Annotated in this window: 20 protein-coding genes and 2 pseudogenes; 18 read left to right on the top strand and 4 right to left on the bottom strand. The window is 44.0% G+C overall.

What is annotated here, in order from left to right; translation table 11 throughout:
• Nucleotides 1-18: 18 nt before the first annotated feature.
• Nucleotides 19-1,287, bottom strand: a complete 1,269-nt coding sequence (gene aroA / locus LKE40_07620; protein ID MCH3917316.1) for a 3-phosphoshikimate 1-carboxyvinyltransferase — start codon at nucleotides 1,285-1,287, stop codon at nucleotides 19-21.
• A 111-nt stretch (nucleotides 1,288-1,398) separates the two neighbouring features.
• Nucleotides 1,399-3,147: a peptide ABC transporter substrate-binding protein gene (locus tag LKE40_07615; GenBank protein MCH3917315.1), complete on the bottom strand. Its 1,749-nt coding sequence runs from the start codon at nucleotides 3,145-3,147 to the stop codon at nucleotides 1,399-1,401.
• A gap of 325 nt (nucleotides 3,148-3,472) precedes the next feature.
• Here LKE40_07615 and LKE40_07610 point away from each other — a divergent pair, with 325 nt between their 5' ends.
• The 12 genes and pseudogenes from LKE40_07610 to LKE40_07555 all read left to right on the top strand — a co-directional run bounded on the left by LKE40_07610 (nucleotide 3,473) and on the right by LKE40_07555 (nucleotide 15,666).
• A complete protein-coding gene (locus LKE40_07610) occupies nucleotides 3,473-3,871 on the top strand; it encodes a hypothetical protein (GenBank protein ID MCH3917314.1) in 399 nt (132 codons plus the stop codon).
• 216 nt (nucleotides 3,872-4,087) lie between these two features.
• Nucleotides 4,088-5,014, top strand: coding sequence for an oligopeptide ABC transporter permease OppB (oppB, locus tag LKE40_07605; GenBank protein ID MCH3917313.1), 927 nt, complete (start codon nucleotides 4,088-4,090; stop codon nucleotides 5,012-5,014).
• Nucleotides 5,015-5,172: 158 nt separating this feature from the next.
• Nucleotides 5,173-5,214 (top strand): annotated as a pseudogene (locus tag LKE40_07600) (hypothetical protein).
• A 546-nt stretch (nucleotides 5,215-5,760) separates the two neighbouring features.
• Nucleotides 5,761-6,654, top strand: a complete 894-nt coding sequence (locus tag LKE40_07595) for an ABC transporter permease (GenBank protein ID MCH3917312.1) — start codon at nucleotides 5,761-5,763, stop codon at nucleotides 6,652-6,654.
• Between the two features lie 11 nt (nucleotides 6,655-6,665).
• On the top strand, nucleotides 6,666-7,748 hold the full coding sequence (locus tag LKE40_07590; GenBank protein MCH3917311.1) for an ABC transporter ATP-binding protein: 1,083 nt from the start codon (nucleotides 6,666-6,668) through the stop codon (nucleotides 7,746-7,748).
• A complete protein-coding gene (locus LKE40_07585; protein MCH3917310.1) occupies nucleotides 7,738-8,823 on the top strand; it encodes an ATP-binding cassette domain-containing protein in 1,086 nt (361 codons plus the stop codon). The genes LKE40_07590 and LKE40_07585 overlap by 11 nt, the downstream gene beginning before the upstream one ends.
• A 107-nt stretch (nucleotides 8,824-8,930) precedes the next feature.
• Nucleotides 8,931-10,280, top strand: a complete 1,350-nt coding sequence (gene rimO / locus LKE40_07580) for a 30S ribosomal protein S12 methylthiotransferase RimO (protein MCH3917309.1) — start codon at nucleotides 8,931-8,933, stop codon at nucleotides 10,278-10,280.
• Nucleotides 10,273-12,546: an ATP-dependent helicase gene (locus LKE40_07575; GenBank protein ID MCH3917308.1), complete on the top strand. Its 2,274-nt coding sequence runs from the start codon at nucleotides 10,273-10,275 to the stop codon at nucleotides 12,544-12,546. The genes rimO and LKE40_07575 overlap by 8 nt, the downstream gene beginning before the upstream one ends.
• A 588-nt stretch (nucleotides 12,547-13,134) precedes the next feature.
• Entirely contained in the window at nucleotides 13,135-13,563 is a 429-nt protein-coding gene (gene rplM / locus LKE40_07570) for a 50S ribosomal protein L13 (protein MCH3917307.1), read from the top strand.
• 13 nt (nucleotides 13,564-13,576) lie between these two features.
• The gene (rpsI, locus tag LKE40_07565) at nucleotides 13,577-13,987 is read left to right on the top strand and encodes a 30S ribosomal protein S9 (GenBank protein MCH3917306.1); all 411 of its coding nucleotides are present in this window, start codon (nucleotides 13,577-13,579) and stop codon (nucleotides 13,985-13,987) included.
• Nucleotides 13,988-14,191: 204 nt separating this feature from the next.
• Nucleotides 14,192-14,617, top strand: coding sequence for a recombination regulator RecX (locus tag LKE40_07560; protein ID MCH3917305.1), 426 nt, complete (start codon nucleotides 14,192-14,194; stop codon nucleotides 14,615-14,617).
• On the top strand, nucleotides 14,614-15,666 hold the full coding sequence (locus tag LKE40_07555) for a calcium/sodium antiporter (GenBank protein ID MCH3917304.1): 1,053 nt from the start codon (nucleotides 14,614-14,616) through the stop codon (nucleotides 15,664-15,666). The genes LKE40_07560 and LKE40_07555 overlap by 4 nt, the downstream gene beginning before the upstream one ends.
• 105 nt (nucleotides 15,667-15,771) lie before the next feature.
• Here LKE40_07555 and eno read toward each other — a convergent pair whose 3' ends face one another.
• A complete protein-coding gene (gene eno, locus LKE40_07550) occupies nucleotides 15,772-17,067 on the bottom strand; it encodes a phosphopyruvate hydratase (protein MCH3917303.1) in 1,296 nt (431 codons plus the stop codon).
• A 224-nt stretch (nucleotides 17,068-17,291) separates the two neighbouring features.
• Between eno and LKE40_07545 the strand changes: the two genes are divergently transcribed.
• Both LKE40_07545 and LKE40_07540 read left to right on the top strand, forming a co-directional pair.
• On the top strand, nucleotides 17,292-18,233 hold the full coding sequence (locus tag LKE40_07545) for a UPF0158 family protein (GenBank protein ID MCH3917302.1): 942 nt from the start codon (nucleotides 17,292-17,294) through the stop codon (nucleotides 18,231-18,233).
• A 273-nt stretch (nucleotides 18,234-18,506) separates the two neighbouring features.
• On the top strand, nucleotides 18,507-19,721 hold the full coding sequence (locus tag LKE40_07540; GenBank protein MCH3917301.1) for a hypothetical protein: 1,215 nt from the start codon (nucleotides 18,507-18,509) through the stop codon (nucleotides 19,719-19,721).
• 493 nt (nucleotides 19,722-20,214) lie between these two features.
• On the opposite strand, the gene LKE40_07535 is transcribed toward LKE40_07540, so the two are convergent.
• Nucleotides 20,215-21,342, bottom strand: coding sequence for a hypothetical protein (locus LKE40_07535; GenBank protein ID MCH3917300.1), 1,128 nt, complete (start codon nucleotides 21,340-21,342; stop codon nucleotides 20,215-20,217).
• 180 nt (nucleotides 21,343-21,522) lie between these two features.
• Between LKE40_07535 and LKE40_07530 the strand changes: the two genes are divergently transcribed.
• From LKE40_07530 to LKE40_07515, 4 genes and pseudogenes are all read left to right on the top strand, one after another.
• Nucleotides 21,523-22,659: a tyrosine-type recombinase/integrase gene (locus LKE40_07530; GenBank protein ID MCH3917299.1), complete on the top strand. Its 1,137-nt coding sequence runs from the start codon at nucleotides 21,523-21,525 to the stop codon at nucleotides 22,657-22,659.
• A gap of 96 nt (nucleotides 22,660-22,755) precedes the next feature.
• A complete protein-coding gene (locus tag LKE40_07525; GenBank protein MCH3917298.1) occupies nucleotides 22,756-23,505 on the top strand; it encodes a 6-phosphogluconolactonase in 750 nt (249 codons plus the stop codon).
• A gap of 126 nt (nucleotides 23,506-23,631) precedes the next feature.
• A complete protein-coding gene (locus LKE40_07520) occupies nucleotides 23,632-24,006 on the top strand; it encodes a VOC family protein (protein ID MCH3917297.1) in 375 nt (124 codons plus the stop codon).
• 21 nt (nucleotides 24,007-24,027) lie between these two features.
• Nucleotides 24,028-24,135: pseudogene (locus tag LKE40_07515) on the top strand (YitT family protein).
• Nucleotides 24,136-24,170 lie beyond the last annotated feature (35 nt).

The raw sequence follows: 24,170 nt of genomic DNA, 5'->3' as shown, positions 1-24,170 counted from the left end.
TCTATGCTTGGAAATATCCTAATGTTTCTGCCTGAGGCTTTCAAGCAGAGTAAAGAAAGTCGGGAAAGTTACTGCACAGGCATCGCTGCCTTTGATAGTAACAGGTGATTCTGCCCTGATACCACCTATGGCCATTGCCATGATGATCCTGTGGTCACCATATCCCTCTACGGTTCCTCCGTTGAGTTTTCCTGTTCCATGTATGACCAATCCTGCTGGTCTTTCTTCTGTTTCTGCTCCAAGTCTATTCAGATTTGCATGCATGGTCGCAATTCTGTCTGTTTCTTTCAACCTTGCCTGGGGTGTGTCTATGATTTCACTTGTCCCATTGCAAAAACAGGCTGTTATAGCCAAAGCCGGCAATGCATCAGGCATTTCATTGAGGGAAAAAGTACATGGCTTGAGCTTTTGGGGGCCGGTTATTGTGATGCTATGTCCTTTCCAACTATAGGTGCATCCCATTTTTGCAAGAATATCCAATACATGGCGGTCTCCCTGTGTATCATCAGGATCGAGACCCTGTATAGTCAGAGTCGTTGCACTGATTGCTGCTAGGCAGAAGAAAAATGTGGCACTGCTATAATCACCGGGGATAGTAACATCGATCGGATACAATTGTTGGTTTCCGGCAACACAGCTATGTTGCAGGTCCTTGCTGATGTGATAATTGGTGTGTTGGCTGTCCAACCAAGCCAAGGTCAGGCGCACATAGGGTTTTTCATAGAGCAAAGGTGTCGTGATTTCACAATCACCTTTGCTGAGTACTGCTGCCAGCAACAATGAAGATAAATATTGGCTTGTAGGACAGTCAATTGAGGTTGAACCACCTTTCAATGGTCCCTGGATAGTGAAAGGTGGGTAATCGGATAAGGTTACAATGGCACCAAGGTCACTGAAGGCCCTAAGTAATGGACCGATAGGGCGTCTACATAACTGTTCGTCTCCTGTAAAGGTGATTTCTTTCCCCAGAGAAGCAGCAAGGCCTGCAGCCAGATAAAGTGTCGTACCGCTGTTTGCACAGTCAATTGACAATGGTGTGCCATCACTGCCGACGTCTGTTGCATTGACAAGCAACGTCGTGTCTTTTTCTGTAATCCTTGCGCCAAATGCTTCACAAGCTTTTATACAAGCTATGGTATCTTGAGAAAACAGGGCATTTTCAATCCTAGATTTGCCTTTTGAAAAAGTAGCAATCAACAGAGCTCTGATAGTTTGGCTCTTTGATCCTGGTATAGTGATTGTGCCTTGTATGTCTGTAGGAGTAATGCGAGTATCCATGCTCTGCATGATAGTGTTTTCCCGCTATTTCGTCCATTGAAAGATAGAGAATGATTGGAGAGTTGGTACAGAAAAAGGCCACCTCCGAGGAGATGGCCTTTATAATTCTCGTGAGAAGAACTATTTCTTCAGGTAGATGTCCTTTACCGGATGGATATCCATCGTGTTAGGATACCAGCCGCCCCACTTGCTTGTGTCAATCATGTTGAGGGTGACATAGTAGTAGAGAGGCATCACTGCGCTGTCTTCGTTGACGAGGATATCTTCAGCAGTCTTGAGAACGCCTAAGCGGTCCTCACCAGCCGGAAGCGTTGCAGCTTCAGATACCAGCGTATCATAGGTCTCGTTGCTGTATTTTCCGCCGTTCATGCCGGCACCGGTGATGAACATGTCAAGGAACGTGTTCGGATCCTGATAGTCTCCGACCCATCCTGCCCTTGCAACCTGGAAGTTGCCGGCATTCCTGTCGGAAAGGTAAGTGGACCATTCCTCGTTCTCCAGTGTAACGTCAACACCCAGGTTGTTCTTCCATTCCTGCTGGATGAACTCAGCAATTGCCTTGTGGCTTGCGTTGGTGTTGTAGAGGATCGTGATGGGACCGATGCCTGTGCCGTTGGGATAGCCGGCCTGGGACAGGAGATCCTGGGCTGCTGCATTCGCATCATCCTGGCTGTCATACGGGGTTGCCATCTTGTCGTAGCCTGAAAGCGGGGGCACCATGCCGTAGGCAGGAATCTGCCCGCCCTTGGTCACGCCGTCGACCAATGCCTGGCGGTCCACTGCAAGTGAGAAGGCCTTCCTGACCCTGGCGTCATTGAACGGGGCCTTGGTACAGTTGAACGTGTAGTAGTAGGTTGCCAGCTGCGGGTACTTGCTGAAGTCGTCTCTCATGGAGGCACTGCTGATCATGTCATTCGGTACGGTCGTGACCCAGTCGGTCTCGCCGTTGATGTACATGTTGTAGTTCGTGTTGTCGTCGTCGGAGGACTGGAAGATGACCTTGTCAAGCTTGACGTTGTCCTTGTCCCAGTACTTCTCGTTCGGCACGCATTCGATGTAGGACTGTGCGACCCTCTTGCTCAATACGTACGGGCCGTCGCCTACGAAGTTCTCGGGAGTCGTCCAGCTGTCGCCGTACTTCTCGATGGCATGCTGCGGGACGACCGCAAAGGAATAATGGGTAAGGGCATCGATGGCATACGGAATAGGTCCGATGAGGTCCATCTGGAAGGTGTAGTCGTCAAGGGCCCTGATGCCGACTGTGTCAGCACCGGCCTTGCCGCTGTTATAGTCGGAAGCACCCTTGAGGAACATGCATGGGAACCATGCATACGGGGCTGCAGTCTTCGGGTCGAGTTCTCGCAGCCATGAGTAGACTACGTCTTTTGCGGTGATCGGTGTGCCGTCAGACCATGTGGTCTTTCTCAGATGGAATGTCCACTGCGTGCCGTCGGCATTGGATTCCCAGCTCTTTGCCAGGCCGGGGATGGCGTTTGAGGTCTTGGGGTCGGGTGCGACCAGGCCTTCGAAGAGTGCGTCGTAGATTCTGTGTTCCGGGACACCCTGGATCAGGGCCGGGTCAAGAGATTCTGGTTCTGCACCATTTGAAATACGGAATACTACGCCTTCGCTTTCTTTTGCTGGAGCAGCAGGTGCTGTTGTCGTAGCAGCGGGAGCAGTGGTTGTAGTAGTGGCAGTGGTTGTAGTAGTTGTTGCAGCAGCAGGTGCTGTTGTCGTAGGAGCAGCCGTAGCCGTTGTTTCTGTCTTTGTAGCTGTTTCTGTAGTAGCCGTCTCTGCTTTTTTCCCGCAGGAAATAAAGACGGTTGCCGTCAGAAGCAGGCATAAAGCAATGGACAATGTCTTCTTCATAGGTAATCTCCTTGATACTTGGTTTGCTATGTTTCCTTTATCGTTGCAATAAGATGAAACGATACGTTAGTATAAGTAAACGATGTAATAACGATTCAGTCAAGTATGAAAATCAGCAATTGGAGAAAAGGCGTCTGATTATTCATATTATTGGTACTTAAGGAACTATATAGCTATGCATATCAAACAAAAACGGAATACCATTAGTTACAGAGGTGGACGTTCTGTCCATATAATGTGTTTATTTTTCTTTATCTACCTGAGTTACTACCTTGTTTACTACCTGTCCATAGGTACAAGCGATCATCTTCTTGTTCCCTTTATCATGGATTTTTTAGCTCTGATTGGTTTGCTTTACAAGGAAGACTGGTTATTTGACAATGGAAATCGACAAGTCGTTGCCAGATTCGGGGTATTCCCGTTTGTCAGCAGACGTTCTGTTCCCTATGATGAAATAAACACCCTTGAAGTTACTCATTTCATCAAGGGAACATATGAAAAGGAAAAAAAGGAAGATCGGAAACATAGGCGCTATCGTGCCTATCTGAAGTTTGGCATACGGTTGTCAGATGATGAACTGCTTTTGATTGAAGCTGTCGCAGAACATAGGAGTGCAGGTCATAGTGAAAGCTGTGCAGCGAAAATCAGCAGTTTTACCGGTTTGCCTTTATATGTCGACCGCCCTCGGGATATGGATCTGCATGTTGGTTTTAGGGATCTTTAAGGAATGATAATGTCATAAACATGCAGAGAATATGTACAGTCTTTGATCTGTTTGACCGTCCTGCAGAGGTGAAATTGGAGTTATATGCTTTTGCAATAAATAAATGTATATATATTGCATAAAATGTCATTTTCCTGTATTATCAGTAACCATGCTCAAACAGGTTCCAATATGTTCTTTGGTGTCTGGTCAGTCGGTATTTTAAAAGAGGAAGGCATGGCAAAATATATTGTACGTCGTCTATTGGGAATGATTCCTACCTTATTGGTGATCATTACCCTAAGTTTTTTTATAGTGAGGGTTGCACCTGGCGGCCCTTTTGATGGTGAACGAGTACTTCCAGAGACCATAAAAGAAAACATAGAAGCAAAGTATCACCTGAATGAACCACTTGTCCAGCAATATGGGAGGTACCTGTTCGATGTATTGAGAGGTGATTTGGGTCCTTCCTATAAATATAAAGACTATAACGTCAATTATTACATTGGCCATTCATTGCCGAATTCTGTTGTTCTTGGTTCTATTGCTATGGTACTTGCTCTTATATTCGGTATCCTGTTCGGTGTCTTGGCAGCTGTGTACCAGAATTCTTGGATTGATTACCTGACGATGGGGCTGGCTGTCATCGGAATTTCTGTTCCTCTATTCGTTATCGGTCCTGTGTTGCAACTGGTTTTTGCGATGAACCTCCATTGGTTTCCTACTTCGGGCTGGTATACGACGGGGGAGGGATATTCTACTATCGTATTGCCCGCTCTTTCTCTATCATTCGCCTATTTTGCTACTATTGCACGCCTGACAAGGTCTTCTATGCTGGATACGCTGAGAAGTGACTATATACGGACAGCAAAAGCCAAGGGAATGAAAAATTCGACAATCATTATGAAACATGCCATGAAAGGTGCAATGCTCCCTATTGTGAGTTACCTGGGGCCTGCTTTTGCAGGTATTGTAACTGGCTCAATAGTCATCGAACAAGTATTCCGAGTTCCTGGCATAGGCAAGTTCTTTGTACAAAGTTCCTTCAACAGGGACTACACCCTGATTGTCGGTGTTGTCATCGTCTTTTCGGTTATCCTTGTCTTCATGAATTTCCTTGTGGACATCGTATATGCCCTGCTTGACCCGCGGATTACCTATTGAACGGGGGAGATGGAAAAATGAAGAAAATTTTACATAGATTGAAAGATAAGCATAAGCGAGAAGTTGCAGTCAATGAGTTTGATCAGGTCATGGTTGGCAATAGCTTGGCAAAAGATGCATGGAAACGTCTCAAAAAAAACAAAATGGCTGTCATCGGTATGTTTGTCGTAATCATTTATGCTTGCCTGGCACTTTCCGCACCGTTGCTTCCTATTCATCCCTATGATGAAATCATTCTTGATCACCAGAACCTGCCCCCATCATGGAACAAGACAGCTGGGGATCTCATGATGAAGGATAAACTCAACAACCTGTTTTTCCAGGCTTGGAAGGACGGCAGGTTGGTAGTTGGGGATGAGCTGAATGCGCAGATCAAGACGCTGATCAAGATGAACAAGACCAATGAAGTCTGGAATATATGCTATGCTCAGGGTGAAGCCCAACTTGCAGCCGGTACTTTCCATTGGAGTGACAGTGACCAGAAGGCAATCGATCGTCTTCAGAAAAAAATTGATACAGATCTTTTCATAGATGTCAGCAAGATGTATGTGACGCGGAATGGTAAGAAAGAATCTGTAACAAAACTTAACAACAAGACACTGTCCCAAGTCTATGCAGATATGCTTGGAATCGACGTGGAAAAGGTTAACAAGCAGCTGGACCAGGAAATGCACAGTCTTATAGAAAATGAAGTCTTGGCTCAGAACGGTACGGATTCAAAGCCTTCAGATGCTGATTTGGAGCTCATGATCAAGAATGAGAGAAAATCAATGGGATCTGAATATGACGAAAAGGTCAAGCTGAATCTTATTGGAAAAATCAAAGCACAAAGTATCCGGGTCGCCACAAAAGATATCAAGGCTAAGAATAAAACCGGAGAAGTGCAATTTCCTTTTTCTGAGGACATGAAGGTTTCCGATAATGTGGTGGCTTCTGTGCAGGCTTCAAAAAAAGACAGCAGGCATTATTTGCTTGGAACGGATTACAGTGGACGTGACATGCTGGCCCGTATCATCTATGGCGGTCAGATTTCGATGCTTATAGGTTTGGTCGGGACATTGTGTTCTGTCTTTATAGGTATAGTACTGGGAGCTTTGGCCGGATACCGTGGCGGGAGAGTTGATTCCCTGATCATGCGTATCGTTGATGTACTGTACGGTTTGCCTTATATGCTGATTGTCATTATCTGCATGGCAGTATTCGGAAGAAATATCATAAATCTGTTTGTGGCATTGGCACTGGTCAGCTGGCTCACAATAGCCAGGATGGTCCGTGGGCAGATAATGAGCCTCAAGAACAGTGAATATGTCGAGGCTGCCCGTTCGATGGGCGCAAAGACCTGGCGGATTATATTCCGCCATATGATTCCGAATTCCCTTTCGATCATTATAGTATATTCAACTTTGCGTATTCCTGGATTCATAATGGAAGAATCTTTCTTGTCTTTCCTTGGATTAGGCGTACAAGCTCCATATGCTTCTTGGGGCTCTCTGATCAGTGACGGCGTTGCAAGTATGACTTTGTATCCGTGGAGATTGATTTTCCCTTCGATTGCAATGACTGCCTTTCTCTTTGCCATGAATTTTCTTGGTGATGGACTACGGGATGCCTTTGATCCCCAGAGCAAGAACCAGCTGTAGGAGATATGCAGATGCCAGAAAAAAACGCAATACATGATGACAATGATATGATTCTTGATGTAGAAGGGCTCCAGACTTATTTTAGAACTGATGCCGGAGTCGTCAAGGCTGTAGATGGGGTTTCATTCAAGATTCACAAGGGAGAGACCCTAGGGCTTGTCGGAGAATCTGGAAGCGGAAAGAGCGTAACGAATCTTTCCATCATGAAACTGATTCCTTCACCGCCTGGAAAGATTGTCGGGGGCAAAGTGCTTTTCACTGACAAAACAACCGGCAAGACCGTGGATGTGCTGAAACTTCCCGAAAAAGAACTCAGGAATATACGCGGAAACAAAATCTCCATGATTTTTCAGGATCCTATGACCAGTCTCAATCCTTTCTTGAGAATTTCTACTCAGATGATTGAAACAATAATGTTGCATGATGATTCCGTTACAAAGCAGCAGGCTAGGGAACGTTCAGTTGAAATGCTTAAACTTGTAGGTATTCCAAGTCCCGAAAAAAGAATTGACAATTATCCGCATCAATTTTCCGGTGGTATGAGACAGCGAGTCATGATTGCCATGTCACTTTCCTGTGATGCCGATCTGCTTATTGCTGATGAACCTACTACAGCTTTGGATGTTACTATACAGGCGCAGATCCTTGAGTTGATCCAATCCATCAATGCAAAGCTGGGGACTGCTGTCATACTCATTACCCATGACCTTGGTGTCGTTGCCGGTATGTGTGACAAAGTCTGTGTTATGTATGCAGGTAAGATTGTTGAGAAAGCAAGTACTGATGATTTGTTTGAGAAGCCTTGTCATCCATATACTGAAGGATTGATTGCCAGTGTCCCTCGCATGGATACTACATCTAGGAAAGAAAGGTTGTTTTCCATCGAAGGACAGCCTCCGAATGTCATAGATTTGCCTCCTTGCTGCCCGTTCCATCCACGTTGTCATAAGGTTATGGAAATCTGTAAGAAAGCAAAACCATCTATGAAGACAATTGGTCCAGGGCATGAAGTTTCCTGTTGGCTTTATGCAAGTGAAGAAGAAATTGCCCAGGCGTTGGAGCAGGCAACCAAGGAGGGCAGTGATGAGCAGTGAAAGAAAACCCTTGTTGTCCGTAAAGGATCTGAAACAATATTTTCCGATTACAGGCGGTTTCCTGAATCGCAAGGTCGGAGATATCAGGGCTGTTGATGGTGTGTCTCTTGATGTGTATGAAGGTGAGACCCTGGGAATCGTAGGTGAGTCCGGCTGTGGTAAATCTACAACAGTCAGGTCCATTGCCCAGCTTTACAAACCAACCAGTGGTTCGGTGATATTTGATGGACATAATCTTGTAACGGCGTCCGAATCAGAACTTATGTTGGCCAGACGTCAGATCCAAATGATCTTTCAGGATCCATATGCTTCTCTTGATCCTAGGATGACTGTTCGCTCTATCATTGCAGAGCCAATGGTTATCTATAACAAGATGCATATGCTGGATACCCAGATGACTGATGTGCAGATTGAGGAACGGGTCGAGAACTTAATGGAACGGGTTGGCCTGAATAAAGTCTTCAAGAACAGATATCCACATGAGTTTTCCGGCGGACAACGTCAGAGGATCGGTATTGCCCGTGCCCTTGCTTTGCGGCCAAAAATCATTCTGGCTGATGAACCTGTTTCTGCTCTTGATGTTTCTATTCAAGCCCAGATACTGAACCTTTTGTCAGATTTACAGAAAGATATGGGATTGACGTATCTGTTCATTGCTCATGATTTGGCTGTTATTCAGCATATTTCAACCAGAGTTGCCGTTATGTATTTGGGAAAAATCATGGAATTGTCAGAAGCTGGCGAATTATATGATGCACCAGCTCATCCATATACACAGGCTTTGCTTTCTGCTGCTCCCATTCCGGATCCCAAGATTGAAAGGAAAAGACAGCGCATTATCCTGAATGGTGATGTGCCTTCGCCGGACAAGGAACGAATCGGGTGTTACTTTGAAGCCCGCTGTTCCAAGCGTATGCCTTGGTGTACTTGCCATATTCCTCCGTTTTTTGATATTGATGACAAGCATAAGGTGGCCTGTTGGCTATATGACAAAAAACGTGATTATAGTAAAGTCAGTGAAAAGGAAGCTATGCAGGATTTTCAGCAGCATCGTGTGCCTGCAGAGAAAAAATAAGTTTTCTTTTCGTAGGATGCCGGTCTTTCCAAGGGAGGGCCGGCACTGTCGTCCTTTGACCTTTGCCTTGTGTGGCAGAGAATCTATTTTGCAGAGGTGAACATCATATGTCCAAGAAAGTATACTTGGAGAATCTGGGATGTGCTAAGAATCAAGTCGATGCTGAAGTTATGCTCAAGTTGCTCTCAGACCGTGGGTGGCAACATGTCTTGGATGCTTCACAGGCTGATCTTATCATCGTAAATACCTGTGGTTTCATAGAACCTGCAAGGGTGGAATCCATCAATGCATTTTTTTCTTTGAAAGCACTCAACCCAAAGGCGAAGCTCATACTTTCAGGTTGTCTTGCACAAAGGTATGCAGATCAATTGGAACTTCCGGAGGCTGACGCAATTTTCGGAAATAGAGATTTGGGAAGGTTGAATGAATTGCTGGATGAAATGGAACAGGATGACGGACAGGTTGTCCTGACTCCTTCATATCCTGATCCAGACAGAGAAGATGATCAGCGTAATGAACTGCTCAATTTCAAGGGAAGTGCCTATCTTAAAATCAGTGAAGGATGTGATCATCGCTGTGCCTATTGTGCGATTCCGATAATCAGAGGGCCCCTTCGTTCCCGTCCTGCTCATCGTATATTGGATGATGCCAGGTTCTTGATCCATGACAAGGGTGTAAAAGAAATAGATATCATTGCCCAGGATCTGGCTGCCTATGGCCAGGATATGGATGGTAAATCCCATTTCATGGAACTGTTGGATGATCTCTGTAAGATAGAAGGGAATTATCGGTATCGGTTACTGTATATTCATCCTGATGCTTTTCCTCCTGAGTTGGTTGCTTTTGTACAGTCCCACAGACAGGTCTTGCCTTATTTTGATATTCCTATCCAACACGTAGCAGTACCTGTCCTCCGTTCCATGGGACGGACCGGGGATGCCGATACCTATCTGAGCCTGGTCAATAAGATTCGTTCCGGCCTTCCTGATGCAGTAATCAGGACCACCATGATGCTGGGCTATCCAGGAGAGACGGAAGATGATTTCAAGCAATTGCTTGCATTTGTGAAAGAAGCCCGGTTTGATTGGCTTGGTTGTTTCGTCTATAGCAGGGAAGAAAATACAAAGGCATATGCATTGGTAAGTGCAGAGACGCAAAAGAAGAATGAAAAGGAAGCTGCCAGACGGAAAAAAGAGTTGGAGTCCGTACAGGAGGCTATTACTGCAGAACTTCTTGAAAAGAAATTCGTCGGGAATGTCTATGATGTACTTATTGAAGAGAAAATAGAAGGAGAAGACCTTTCCATCGGTAGGATATACAGCCAAGCACCGGAGGTTGATGGGGCAACTGTCGTCATGGGTAGGGACCTGTTGCCTGGTATGTTGGTAAAAGCTGGAATCAGAGGAGTCAACGGTGTAGACTTGGATGCTGCAGTTTTGGAGCAATACAATGGCTGATCTTGATAAATGGCTCGATGACTTGAACCCAGCTCAGAAAGAAGCTGTATTGGAAATGGAACATCCTCTGCTTGTACTTGCAGGGGCTGGGTCAGGAAAAACACGGGTCATCACGACAAAGATTGCTTATTGTGTCGAACGGTGCGGCATAAAGCCTTGGCAGATCCTTGCAGTGACTTTCACCAACAAAGCTGCCGGTGAGATGAGAAATAGGGTCGGACAGATGCTTCCTGACTATGATACGAATGATTTTTTCATCAAGACCTTTCATTCATTCGGAGTATGGTTGCTTAGGCTTCATGGAGATACCATTGGACTGGACCATGGCTTTTCCATCTATGATGATGCAGATTCCTTGGCTGTGCTTTCCCGTGCTTTTCCTAATGAACGTAAGAAAGATCTTGCTCCCATAATGAAGCTGATCAGCAAGCTCAAGGATATAGGCTTGGGACCTGATGACGATTTGTCCAGTTATTCCCATATGTATGAGATCAAAAGATATTACCGGGGATATGAAGATATGCTTCGCAATACCGGCAATGTAGATTTCGGAGATTTGATCAAACTTTCCATCAAGGTGCTGGATCAAAGTGTTGATGCGAGGAATCATGTCTGGAATCGGTTCAAGGTGGTTCTTGTCGATGAATATCAGGATTCCAATATTGCACAATTCCAGCTTCTGCGACGATTGGCAGGTCCTGATACACGTGTCTGTGTAGTCGGCGATGATGACCAGAGCATTTATCGTTTCCGTGGCGCGGAAGTGAGGAATATCCTGTCGTTTCCTGAACATTACCCTGGTACCAGGACCGTCAAGCTCGAACAGAATTACCGGTCTACCGATGCAATCCTGAAATTGGCTTCCTGTGTCATCAAGCATAACAAGGAACGATATGACAAGACGCTCAGAACTGATCGGAAGGGGGGAGAAAAACCCGTACTTCATATTGTTTCTGACGAAACGGAAGAAGCCAGACAGGTTGCAGACATACTGATGAAAGATGGCAAATTTGATGGATCTGCCGTGTTATACAGGACCAATGCCCAATCTGTACCTTTTGAAACACTTTTTACGCGGATGGGTATCCCTCATAAAGTTGTCGGAGCGCTCAAGTTCTATGACAGGGAAGAGGTCAAGGATGTGATTTCCTTGCTTTATCTGTTTGAGAACAGCAGGGATGTCGTCTCATTTTCCCGCATGATAAACAAACCTCCGAGAGGTATAGGAAATATGACACAGGAAAAGATCCTATCGTTGTCAGAGGAATTCAATGGCGATGTCATTGCTTCGCTCAAAGCGGCCTGTGACCGTGACCTCATTTCAGCCAGAGCCAAGGCCAATGCCTTGGGTTTCTTGGATATGATGTTGAAAGCTTATGATATGATTTCAGCAGATTCGTTGGTCAATGCTGCTATTTACCTGATTGAACAGTCCGGACTGAAAGACTTCTATCAGAGCAAAGACCTTGCAGACAAGACCGACAAGGTCTCAAACCTTGACCAGCTGGTCAATGCCCTCAGCAACTATGATTCTTCTGAAGATGGTTTGCTTTCATTCCTTGAAGAAGTTTCTCTTGACCATACAAAGATAGGGCATGATGACCCTTCAGAAAAGCCTGGAGTAACTTTGATTACGATGCATAATACGAAAGGCTTGGAATTTGACAGGGTTTTCATGGTGGGATTGGAAGAGAATCTTTTCCCTGGGTATGGATGTGAAACCGGCAGTGATGATGAGGCAGAGGAACGGCGGATTTTTTATGTTGCTTCGACTCGAGCCCGCAGTGAGCTTCACCTTTTTACTGCGCAATCCCGTAAAGTATGGGGCCATACTGAATATGGCAGGCTCCCCTCCCGTTTCCTCAGTGAGATCGATAAAGGGCTTTATGAGATTGTGGAAAAGAAAACAGACAGGTTTTCCGGTTATGCAGGTCTGAGCAGACTGGAGGAAAAAAGGAAATGGAACGGAGGATCATCTTACCGTTCTGATTATAGAAGTGGGACTCGTAAGCATAGTAATTTAGTCACTACAGGTTTTTCATCAAAGCCAAGGACTTTTACCTACCAACAGCCTGAAAGAGAGGATGCTGCCGGCTCTGACTTTGAGGTCGGGGACAGAGTATACAGTGACAGGAATGGGAAAGGCTGGATTAGAAAAATTGATGGAAGTGGCGATCATATGGTCCTTTTCGTCGTGTATGATACAGGGAAAACTGCAAAATATAGGGCTCAGTTCGCTATGTTGGAAAAAATAGCAAAGGATTGAGTTCCCTACTAGACAAAGAATTGTTACTGTGATAAAAATGAGGACTGTCGCATAGTCGGCCAAGAGAGGTCAGAGTGTGTGTCATTTGAAATGAATCTGTGACAGGATGTGTTGCTGAAAGGCAATATATCATGTCAATGCCATGGTGTTTTTCTGGCTTCTCTGACGTTAAGGTGAACAATGACGTCAAAGAGCAGGATGAAAAGTACATGGGAGTCTATCTGCTGGTTTCTCAAACCGATCGATGGATTTCTGGATTGCTTTTTTTCTTGCAGCCGGTAGCCATCCATTTGACAAGAGGTCATATATCCAAGTAAGGCCGCATTGTTTCGGTCTGTCCCGCAAACCCGAACTTTCCCTGGGACATTCTTGGAAGTTACCTTTTTGCCTATGGCCTGGTACTGGTAGCCCGGGACACGTTGTTGCCTTCCTGGACGGAAATCTTCAGGTTGCTCACTGAAGAGAAGTACTGACAGAGATGACAGCGAGGTGGATAAGGAAGAAGGCCATGAAAATTAATGACTGTCGGGTAAGTGCGGGTAGTATTGCCTGTACTGTCAAATTTTATGAATATGTAGGGTAGATTTTATGAAGACTATTTTTGTAAAGCCACTGACAATGGAGAAAAAATGGTATCTTATTGATGCCGAAGGCAAGGAGCTTGGACATGTTGCCGTTGCTGCTGCACGTATCCTCCGTGGCAAGAACAAACCTGAATATGTACCTCATCAGGATATGGGGGATTATGTTATTATCGTAAATGCAGCAAAGGCTGCAATGTCAGGGAAGAAGTATACTGACAAAATGTACTACAGGCATTCCAATTATCCTGGTGGTTTCAAAGCTGAGAATTATGCAGATGTAATTGCTCGAAAGCCTTGTTTCCCTATGGAACATGCCATTAAGGGTATGCTTCCCAATGGACCTCTTGGCAGAAAGCTTTTTACCAATTTGAAAGTATATGCAGGTGCAGATCATCCGCATGCAGCACAGCAACCTATCAAGGTAGAACTTTAAGGGGGGGAGCAAAATGGCTAAAGAAATTTCAGATACCATCAATCTCGGCCGTGGCGTCGGCCATAGGAAAACTGCAACTGCGCGCGTATATCTGCGTGCTGGTAATGGAAAGATTACTGTCAATGGAAAAGGTGCCGATGAATATTTTACCAGACCTCTTCTTGTTGACATGCTCAAGCAGCCGCTTGTCGTAACAGAGACACTTGACAAATATGATGTTATCATCAGATGTTCCGGTGGCGGTATTGCCGGCCAAGCTGGTGCCGCACGTCATGGTATTGCCCGTGCGCTTTGCAATAAAAGCGAGGACTATCGTCCTGTCCTGCATTCCAATGGATTCATGACACGGGATTCCCGTATGGTTGAAAGGAAAAAGTTCGGCCAGAAGGGAGCAAGACGCAAGTTCCAGTTCAGCAAGCGTTGACAAATGCCTGCTGCCGTGGTCAAAGGGAGAGCTTCCGGGGATGGTTTTTATATCATTCCTGCGGAAGGGGCTTCCTTTTTTATTTCAGAAAAGTTACTATCTGAACACACAGGGTTATCTGTATATGATGGCGAAGCGATTGACGAACATAAGCTTGCTGATCTGCAATCTTTGTATAATTGTTTTATATGCAGGAAAAAAGCTATGCAATTGTTGGCGGCACGCGAACATTCTGTCTTTGAACTTCGCCTGAAATTGGGCAAAAGGCAATTCGGGACCATGGAAATTGAAAAAACCTTGGCATATCTGCAGGAAAAGGGTTATGTGAGCGATTTTCGTTTTGCCAAGGTATTCATTCGTTCCCGATTACGAAGGAAACCGGAAGGAAAAGCCATTGTCTTGGAAAGGTTGAAACAAAAGGGTGTCTGTAGGGCTGTCTGTGATGCAGCATGGCAAGAGGAAGTGGACGAAGCTACCGAAGCCAGTCTACTGGACAGGGCTGTCCGGCTTGCAATCAAGAAGTATGGCAAGGATTGCCAGAAGCAATTGGCGTACTTGGTCCGGAGTGGTTTTCCCTACGCCAAGGCAAAGCGAGAATTGTCTGAATTATCGGAAAGGAAGGATGTGTGATAGAAAATCTGATGGGACGGATCATAGTAGCACTTCCTGATGGAATCTGGGGTATTGTTGCTCTGTTTGCCATAATTGCAGTTTCCTTGGTCATCCTGAGCAAGGCTGCAGACATGTTGGTTGATGAAGCGGTTTCCCTTTCGGTCCGTTGGGGAGTACCCAAGATGATTATCGGTGCTACGATAGTTTCCTTGGGAACGACGCTTCCCGAGGTGACGGTATCGGTTGTGTCTGCTTTGAACGGGATTCCTGATCTTGCCATGGGAAATGCCGTTGGTTCAATAATCTGTGATACCGGTATGATATTGGGTATTGCGGCCTTGATCAAGCCTCTGCCATTTGAGAAGAAAGTAATCAACAGACAGAGTTGGATGCAGTTCGCTGCAGGTCTGTTGCTTGTCCTTACTGCTTTTTTGGCCGGACGAAACGGGAATATCTTTACTGACGGTGGTCAGATTCCACAATTTGTCGGGTGGATATATCTTGGGCTGCTTGCCTTGTATATCTGGTTTTCCATCAGACAGGCAAGAAAAGACAGACATGTGAAAAACAGTGAGGATACGGCAGGGGAATCGGCTGGGCCGGTAGCTTCTACGTGGCAGATCATGGTCAAACTGTTGTTAGGAATGTTTCTGGTCATCATATCTTCCAAGGTGCTGATCCCTGCGGTCCAGGAAGTTGCTATACGGCTGCATGTTCCTCAGACTGTCATCGCGGCTACGCTTGTTGCCTTCGGTACCAGCCTTCCTGAACTTGTGACGGCAATAGCTTCTACAAGGAGGGGCCATGGAGATTTGGCAATTGGCAATATTATGGGAGCTGATATTCTCAATGTCCTTTTTGTAGTTGGATGTGCAGCGTCGGTAACCAAAGGTGGCCTGCTTGTAGATGCCCGTTTTTTCCGGCTCCTGTTTCCTGTCATGCTCTTTGTGCTCATTATTTTCAAAGGGTCAGTGCTTCTTTCGAAAAAGACATTGAAAAGGCCTGTCGGTATGGTTCTTCTTGTTGCCTATATTGCCGGAACAATTGCAAGTTACTTCATGGGGTAGTTTGCAATTGAAAGACAAGTAAAATTAAAAAATAGAGATTTGAATACAAACAGGGGAGAAGCGTTTTGCTTCTCCCCTGTTGCAATGTCTGTTTTCAATGATTGACTAAAGAATCTTGAAAGCATCTTTTCCTGCATATTTTGCAGAATCACCGAGATAGTCTTCGATTCTCATCAGCTGGTTATATTTTGCAAGCCTGTCTGAGCGGCTCATTGAACCGGTCTTGATCTGCCCAGTTTCGAGTGCTACTACAAGGTCTGCAATGAAATTGTCTTCTGTTTCACCGGATCTGTGAGATACAACAGCGGTATAGCCGTTGCGTTTTGCCATTTCGATGGCCTCAAAGGTTTCGGTAAGCGTACCAATCTGATTAAGCTTGATCAGAATGGAATTGGCTACACCCATTTCAATGCCTTTCTTCAGTCTCTGGGTGTTGGTAACAAACAAGTCATCGCCTACCAGCTGAATTTTCTTGCCTAGTCTGTCGGTAAGTTTCTTCCAGCCTTCCCAATCGTCTTCAGCCATGCCGTCTTCCAGTGAAATGATCGGATATCTGTTACACCAGTCTTCCCACATGTCAACCATCTGGTCGCTGGTGAGCTTTTCACCTGTGGACCATTTGAGAGTGTAGGTCTTTGAGTCTTCGTCATAGAGTTCTGAAGCTGCCGGATCAAGTGCAATCATGTAATCAGCATCACGGCCAGTCTTGTATCCTGCTTTCTTGATAGCTTCCATGATGACTTCAAGTGCTTCTTCATTGGACTGGAGATCAGGGGCAAAACCACCTTCATCACCGACGCTGGTGTTATAACCACGCTTCTTCAGTACAGCCTTGAGATTGTGGAAGACTTCAGCATTCATTCGGATTGCTTCCCTGATGGAAGGTGCTCCGATAGGCATGATCATGAATTCCTGAAAATCCACTTTGTTGTCGCTATGTGCTCCGCCATTGAGGATGTTGGACATCGGTACGGGAAGCGTGCAGGCGTGGAAGGATCCGAGGTAAGAGAACAACGGCAGACCCAATGAATCTGCAGCAGCTCTTGCAACTGCCATCGAAACTCCAAGTATTGCGTTGGCGCCTAACTTGCTTTTGTTTTCGGTTCCATCCATTTCAATCATGGTTCGGTCAATTGAAAGCTGATCAAGAGCATCGAGACCTTCAAGAGCTGGAGCGATGGTGTCGTTTACATTTGCTACGGCCTTGAGAACTCCCTTGCCCATATAGCGATTTTTATCACCGTCACGAAGCTCTACTGCTTCATGGACACCTGTAGAAGCACCTGAGGGTACTGCGGCACGGCCCATAGAACCATCGTCGAGAATGACATCGACCTCGACTGTCGGATTGCCACGTGAATCAAGGATTTCTCGTCCTTCAATGTAGTCAATTGCGCTCATGATACACTCCTAGTTTTTGTATTCATACCACAAATATCATCAAAAACGGCAATTAAGTCAAGGAATAAACATGTTGTTTTTGTAGGTTCAGTAGTTCAGGTTGGAATGAGTTTTTGTTAATGTTGAGAACAGACTGCAATTGCAGCATTTGTAATCTGTTGCTTTTCAAATTACACTTTCTCCTTTACACTGGGAGTGGATGATTATATTGGGAGAGAATCTTCATGTCTGACAATGTTTCAGTGAAAAAGCCTACGATGCCGTTATTGACCGATATGCTTTTGGAGTCGATTATATTTGCCATGGAAAATCAAAAGCAGATAAGTTTTTTAGATCTGGAAGATGGCAAGGTCGTTGCTTTTGACAAAAACCAAGCTCCTTTGCAGAAAAAGGGGCGTTATTTGGCTTTGCCTGGTTGGGGACCTGCAGATGGTTTCCATTTGATGGAACTCTTTGCTTCTACGGTAAAAAATGACATCTATGCACGGAAACTTGACCAAGCATTGCATCATGGCCGAGGTGTGTTCCGTAAATTCAAGGATGTGCTGCGTGACCAGCCTTTATTGGAGAAACAATGGTATGCATTTAAAGATGCCAAGATGAAAGCTGTTGCTACAAACTGGTATACAAGGAATCAAGGAACGGTTTCCGTAGTCAAGCTAGAGGAAGAATTTGAAGAATTGCCGGATGACTTGCTTATTGAAGACTTTTCCATCGAAGAGACTATTGATGATTCTCTCCGGCCAGAATTCAAAAAGTTGAAAGACAGCGTATTGGCTACATTGCCAAGGCTTGACCGTCTGATGGTGGAAAAACAGATAGCAAGTTTTACAGAGACGGATAAGTTTTATGCATTGACACCTGAGCGTATGTTGGTAGGTTTTCTGGAATATGGATATCTGGCTTCAGACGTCGTTGAATTGATTTGCTATGGGGTTGCTGCGGAATTTACTGATTTAGGGGTATTCCATTTGCTGTTTGACCGTTTTTCCCGCACTATGGCAAGGAAAGGGGTATCTGCTATCATTATTGATTTTTCGACGAATGGAGAATGCCTTACCCGGATGTTTGACGACATAAAGGTCCTTTGTGATTCCAGAAGATTGGCAATTTCGCCGGCTTCTTGGAATGAAAATAGAATTTCAACTGAATTATTGGAAGTTTGATAGACTTTTTGTAACCTATAAATCTAAAATTAGTCTTGATGTTTGGATATATAGGAATAGATGGAATCAGACCTGCTGTTTCTATTGTAACAGTGCAACAGATTCCGTCAGTCTAAAGATGGAAAAGGCGGTTTTCAACATAGTTTAGCAAAGGAAAACGGCTTATTTTTATCTTGACATATTATATGACCACTGTTAGAATTCAAGTCATATAATGGAAAAAAGGGGAAAAAGCTATTCTTGGAGTGGCTCCCCGAACTATTTGGAGGAAGTATGAAGAAGAAAGTACTACTTACTACTACTGCTATGGCTCTGGTTGCAGCCATGACTGTTTCTGCAGATGTCAACTTCAGCGGAAGCTTTGACCAAGGCTATAAATTTGCTTGGAAGGGTGACGATCTTACTGTCAGCAATGAGGAAGATTTGACTTCTGGTGATGATAACTTTGAAGCAAGCATGTATGTTAACTTTGCAGACAGCGATGGTCTGTGGAGTGTTGATATCGGCAACCAGGGTAAGACGGGTGATGATGATGATGATGATGATGCACCTTTTGATCTCTTTGGAAGTGACAATGCATTGAGAGCATCAGCTACCGTGAGCTTGACAAAGGCTTTGGCAGCAGATGAGAATATTACTTTACCATTTGATGCATCATTCACAATTGGCAACAGTGGTTCTGACACTGCTCTTTCTGCTTACAACAATGTGACTGGCAAGGACTTCTATAAACTGAAGGCACATGGTAACGAGAATGTTTCAAACATGACTGTTTCCTATGCAGATCCGAACACCGAGGCAACACTCATCACAGCAAAGTTGGCTGGTGGACCTATCAGTGGCGGACAGTGCCTTGGTATCAGTGCAATCGTAAATCCAATTGATGGTGTATCTGTTTCTGCTGGATATGCCTATGGACATGGTAAGAGCGGTTATGTCACCGGTTATGACTATGCAAAGGCAGAACAGGGTGCTGAGTATACAACAGCTTCGACTGATGCAGATTACAATAGTTACTTGGCCAGCACATCCTTGGCATATGATTACGGCTTCAATGGTGCTGCTACAGTTGATATTGCCAAACTTGCCCAGTTGACTGGTTACACTGCAAAAGCTTCTGTAATGGATACCTACCTGAATGATGGCGATGATTCTGACAACAATCAGAATACAGTCGCAGTAAACGTACAGGGCGGTGCACAGGATATTACTGGCTATGTACAGTTTGCTATGACAAGCTACAAATTGGATGACAAAGATTCACAGCAGTCACTGTGGTTTGGTGCTGCCTATTCTGGTATTGAGAAGGTCGGCCTTGACGGTTATTATAGAATCCTCAAACTTTCAAAGGTTGCTGACAACCAGGTATTCGGTGCTGATGCAACTTATACAATGGGTGGCATAACCTATAAGGTCAACATGGAATATGCAACTGCTAAGGGTGATGATACATTCAGCATTACACCGCAAATTGGGCTTTCCTACTAGTCTTGATTCAGATTAGGTTATTAAGCTACTGTAGATTTAATCTATAGTAGCTTTTTTTTCTCATCGCAACTTCCTCATTGAAATTTATGTATTATCCTAAAAAACATCATTCTTGATAGTATTGGATTAATAGTCATAATTGCTTATATCATATTGGATAGCTATGCAAGACATCAATTAATATACATATTCATTATAAATATGTATATTAAAATTTTTTTATCATATTTCTCTTGATAACTAAACAAATTAGATATTATTAAAATCAATTGCCATTTAAATATATTTGTAATTTACTTTAACACAAATATGTTGATTACGTGATTATAATTAGAATTGTTTCATTTATTAATTGAATATTTCCTCATTAAAGCAGTATATTTCATCAGATTTGTTAATAAATCGTGATTTTTGACAAAAATATGTATAAATTGTGTACATATTATGGTAAAAGAAAGCAAGGCCATTACTAGCCTTGCTTATAAATTCTCTTTTAGAAGTAAATGGTAACTTTAGGTGTAACACTGAATGTATCATCGCCTGAAGCTGTATCATACTCCATATTGAGGTTGTACGTAGCACCACCCAAGGTATAGGCAGCATCACCGCCAATTGCAATGGTATCAGCAAAATTGTCGAAGTCTGCAACATCAAGATAGATGTCAAGGCTAGTATCTTCGATACCACTATAAGTAACACAGGTATTCATAGCATAAGTACTGTCACTATCAAGTGTTCCAATCAAGAATTCAGCATAAGCGGAAATATCACCGACGCCACCGTCGACATTGATTGCAAATTGATTGGCGCCATCACCAGTAGAAGTTCCACTGCTTGTAGTTTTCGTAACGGTTCCGCTCAGATATGACTCATAAGCTGATACACTCAACTTATAGCTACTATCAAGACCAGCAAATTTGGCAACATCAACTAAAGCAGATCCGTTGAAGCCATAATCTTCAGTGCTTAGTGTATTTCCTGCCTGGTCATAGGTAAAGCCACGATATGCATAGCCTGCAGTAGCAGAAATACCATCAACAGGAGAAATCTTTGCACTGACAGCCATGGAAGGCCTATAGGAAACAGCGTCTTCACCTTCTCCATAAGAAACGTTAACTGGGTTTACCGAGAGTTTTACAGATGCAAGATTCTCATAAGAGATGATTGCATCACCGGTATAGACACTTCCTGCTGCATAGTTCTTGAACTTGTAGTATTCGTTGCCAGTTACATCATCATATGCAGTCAGTTGGGTATCATTGTCAGTATTACCGATACCAAGGACAACACCTACGGGAAGTTCAATACCCTTCTGAGCCTTGAGAGCCTGACTGAAATTGATGGTTGCTGTAGCACCCAACTTATCATTGGAATCAAGGGTCCCGTTCAAGTCACCGAATGAAACACTCCACAACCCATCTGCATCATTGATTTTGAAGGTCAATTTGCCTTCTTTCTTGCTTGCAGTACTGGAGCGATAAGCATCAGCAGTATAATCGCTTCCTGTCCAAGAGAATTTGTAGCCTTGTCTGAATTTTCCGCTGAAGTTTACGTCTGCAGAAACAGTCATGGCTGCGATCAGAGCCATAGCAGTAGTAGTAAGTAGTACTTTCTTCTTCATACTTCCTCCATGTGTAATGGGGTATATAAAAGATTGTACTGATTAAATATAGATATTATGAGTGAATAAATAAGTGAGGAAATGATGGCACGTAGAAAAGCATTTTATCTCTCTCGACGAACAAAAAAACATGGCCGATACTGGTATGTTTCCTACATCAATTTGGAAACAGGAAAACAAATGACGGCCAAAAGTGTTGAAGTGCTCAGGGAGAGGCTTGGCATTGTCTCCATTGAACCGGTAGTTTATCGTGATGATGCCTGCATCATTGCTCAGAAAGCACTGGAAGCTGGATTGGTCTTTGCCAGTGACAGCCAGCAACCTTTTGATACGTATTGCAAAACCTTCTGGGACTATGACACTTCAGGGTATGTCAAGCGTAAGAACCAACACAAACCCGACACTATTGGAAAGGAATACTGTATCAATATGCTGAGCAACTATGTGCACAATGCAGCGCTTTTTCTGCCTCAGGGAATTCGATTATGCGAAGTAAGGACTCGTCATATAGAAGATATGATTTCTTGTCTCTTCAGTGAAAAACAACTGTCAAGCGGTACCATTGCGCAAGTGTTACTGTCAATCTCAATTCCTCTTAGAGAAGCACATCGACTGGGGATGATACCAATAAATCCTGCAGCAAGAATTGAATCAATTGCCCGTCAAACCAAAGAAAAGGGAACCTTTACCTTGAAAGAACTCCAAGAAATTGGGAAAAAGGTCCAAGATTTGGATAAAGCATATGCATTGGCTATTTCATTGGCTTTATCTACCGGAATGAGAATGGGAGAAGTGAGAGCTTTACAAGCCAAGGATATCCTACAGACTGGTATGAAAGATGAGGACGGCAACTTGCTGGATAAAGTCAATGTATGTGCATCCATTGCCCCGTACACGGGACTTAAGGGGACAAAGGGTAAATATAACCGTTACCTTTGCATACCTCATTCTCTGGGCGAAGAACTGCGTCTCAGGGCACAGGAGGATCCTGGTAGGTCTGGTTTTGTATTTTGGAATTCGCGTAGCAGGGGTGTGCTGACTGATACAACTATCCGGAAAACTTTTTACAAGGTATTGGATGCAATTGGAATCGACAGTAGGCAACGTAAGAAAAGGAATCTGACTTTTCACTCTCTGCGACATAGTTTCTCAACCATTGGCAAAGATGAGAGAATTTCTATGGAAGATAGGATGATGATTATGGGACATAGGTCCGAAAGTATGGAAAAACATTATACACATGTTACTGATGCTCAGCTTATGCGAGTAGGTGGGCTCAGTACCCAGCTCTTTGACTATTGCCAAGTGCATAAATAAGTGTAGAATTGCCACAAAACGAAAAATGTTGATATTTTGCTTTGTATTGCTCCTTGTAAAGGAAAGCGCTAAAATCAAAAAAGGAGCAGTTGGCATATGAGAATTACGATTTGCGATGATAAGCAGGACCTGGGAATAGAGGCCGCCAAGTTGGGTGCCTCAAAGATAAAGGATGCAATTGAGCTGAAAGGTGAAGCTGCAATTGTATTGGAATCAGGTGCAAGCCAAATCGCGACATTGGATAGTCTTGCTACCTATGATGATATTGATTGGAGTAAAGTTGAAGTCTTCCAATTTGATGAGTTCCTTGGTATCGACCAGGAATCTTCCAAGAGCAATCGGTATTTCTTACAAAATAGATTTATTGATTTGCTCAGTCAGCATCCGAAGGCTTTTCATTCTCTCAGTTCTGATAGCCAGGGTATACCTGCGATGAATCGTTTATTGGCTGAAAGGGATTTTGATGTTGCTTTTGCCTGCATAGGTGAAAACGGACACCTAGGATACAATGATCCTCCTGCCAATTTCATTACCAGGGATCCCTATATTGAAGTCAATCTCGAAATAAGGTCGCGCAAGCAACTTGCTGGTGAGGGCTGGTTCGAAAAATTTGAAGATGTGCCTGAACATGCAGTGACACTTTCTATACACAAACTGTTGTCATCAGACAGTATCATTGTTTCATGTCCTGACCAAAGGAAGGCCAGAGGGGTAGCGACTTGTCTTTTTGGTCAGATCAATCCCCTGCAACCTTGTACAGTCCTTCGCAGAAAGAAAGAGTGCAGCCTGTTCCTTGACCTTCCTTCTTCTATGTTGGTTTTTGGTGATCTCAGGCAAAGATACTGAAAAAGGTTCTCTGTATTATCTTTTCCTAAAATTTTTGTAAAGAAAATGACAAAGAAATAAGAGTATGATTTTGTTTGTGTCCCGTGAGTATCCATGGTATCATGATTTTGATAAGGAGAACCTACTATGAGAATCATGGGATTACAGCACGTCGGTCTTCCGACTAGCTGCTATGATAAAACAATTGAGTTCTATGAAAAACTCGGGTTTACATCTGACTATTCAACGATCAATGGTAAGTCACGGGTTAATTTCCTTTCTTTGGGCGATCTTCAGCTTGAAATTTACGAAGATGATAATCCTGCAATGGTGACAGGAGCCCTTGCTCATCTTTCACTCGATGTAGATGATATTGAGGAAGTCTGTGCATTTGTAAAAAGAAAAGGTTGCAATATACTTGAACCTGGTATTCAGTTCTTGCCTTTTTTTAAGAACGGTGTCAAATTCTTTATGATTCAAGGACCTAACAAGGAAACTTTGGAATTCAATCAAATTCTGTAGCAACAGGGCTGACCTTGTTGCATGGAGAGGCCGGCTTTGAAATATCTGCGAGATTATTTTTTCATTATCCTAGGAACGGCAATTGCTGGTTTTGGCATTGCCTGTTTTGTTACACCCGCTAAAATTGCCCCTGGTGGAGTCAATGGTATAGCGACGATCGTCTA

The organism is Spirochaetia bacterium, assembly GCA_022482625.1.
Classification (GTDB): domain Bacteria; phylum Spirochaetota; class Spirochaetia; order Sphaerochaetales; family Sphaerochaetaceae; genus Pleomorphochaeta.
This window is presented reverse-complemented; position numbering and strand designations above follow the sequence as displayed.

What these genes read in the sequence shown, in the direction of transcription:
- aroA (MCH3917316.1), bottom strand. Translation starts at nt 1,287, where the DNA reads ATGCAGAGCATGGATACTCGCATTACTCCTACAGACATACAAGGCACA.
- LKE40_07615 (MCH3917315.1), bottom strand. Translation starts at nt 3,147, where the DNA reads ATGAAGAAGACATTGTCCATTGCTTTATGCCTGCTTCTGACGGCAACC.
- LKE40_07610 (MCH3917314.1), top strand. Translation starts at nt 3,473, where the DNA reads ATGGATTTTTTAGCTCTGATTGGTTTGCTTTACAAGGAAGACTGGTTA.
- oppB (MCH3917313.1), top strand. Translation starts at nt 4,088, where the DNA reads ATGGCAAAATATATTGTACGTCGTCTATTGGGAATGATTCCTACCTTA.
- LKE40_07595 (MCH3917312.1), top strand. Translation starts at nt 5,761, where the DNA reads ATGATCAAGAATGAGAGAAAATCAATGGGATCTGAATATGACGAAAAG.
- LKE40_07590 (MCH3917311.1), top strand. Translation starts at nt 6,666, where the DNA reads ATGCCAGAAAAAAACGCAATACATGATGACAATGATATGATTCTTGAT.
- LKE40_07585 (MCH3917310.1), top strand. Translation starts at nt 7,738, where the DNA reads ATGAGCAGTGAAAGAAAACCCTTGTTGTCCGTAAAGGATCTGAAACAA.
- rimO (MCH3917309.1), top strand. Translation starts at nt 8,931, where the DNA reads ATGTCCAAGAAAGTATACTTGGAGAATCTGGGATGTGCTAAGAATCAA.
- LKE40_07575 (MCH3917308.1), top strand. Translation starts at nt 10,273, where the DNA reads ATGGCTGATCTTGATAAATGGCTCGATGACTTGAACCCAGCTCAGAAA.
- rplM (MCH3917307.1), top strand. Translation starts at nt 13,135, where the DNA reads ATGAAGACTATTTTTGTAAAGCCACTGACAATGGAGAAAAAATGGTAT.
- rpsI (MCH3917306.1), top strand. Translation starts at nt 13,577, where the DNA reads ATGGCTAAAGAAATTTCAGATACCATCAATCTCGGCCGTGGCGTCGGC.
- LKE40_07560 (MCH3917305.1), top strand. Translation starts at nt 14,192, where the DNA reads ATGCAATTGTTGGCGGCACGCGAACATTCTGTCTTTGAACTTCGCCTG.
- eno (MCH3917303.1), bottom strand. Translation starts at nt 17,067, where the DNA reads ATGAGCGCAATTGACTACATTGAAGGACGAGAAATCCTTGATTCACGT.
- LKE40_07545 (MCH3917302.1), top strand. Translation starts at nt 17,292, where the DNA reads ATGTCTGACAATGTTTCAGTGAAAAAGCCTACGATGCCGTTATTGACC.
- LKE40_07540 (MCH3917301.1), top strand. Translation starts at nt 18,507, where the DNA reads ATGAAGAAGAAAGTACTACTTACTACTACTGCTATGGCTCTGGTTGCA.
- LKE40_07535 (MCH3917300.1), bottom strand. Translation starts at nt 21,342, where the DNA reads ATGAAGAAGAAAGTACTACTTACTACTACTGCTATGGCTCTGATCGCA.
- LKE40_07530 (MCH3917299.1), top strand. Translation starts at nt 21,523, where the DNA reads ATGACGGCCAAAAGTGTTGAAGTGCTCAGGGAGAGGCTTGGCATTGTC.
- LKE40_07525 (MCH3917298.1), top strand. Translation starts at nt 22,756, where the DNA reads ATGAGAATTACGATTTGCGATGATAAGCAGGACCTGGGAATAGAGGCC.
- LKE40_07520 (MCH3917297.1), top strand. Translation starts at nt 23,632, where the DNA reads ATGAGAATCATGGGATTACAGCACGTCGGTCTTCCGACTAGCTGCTAT.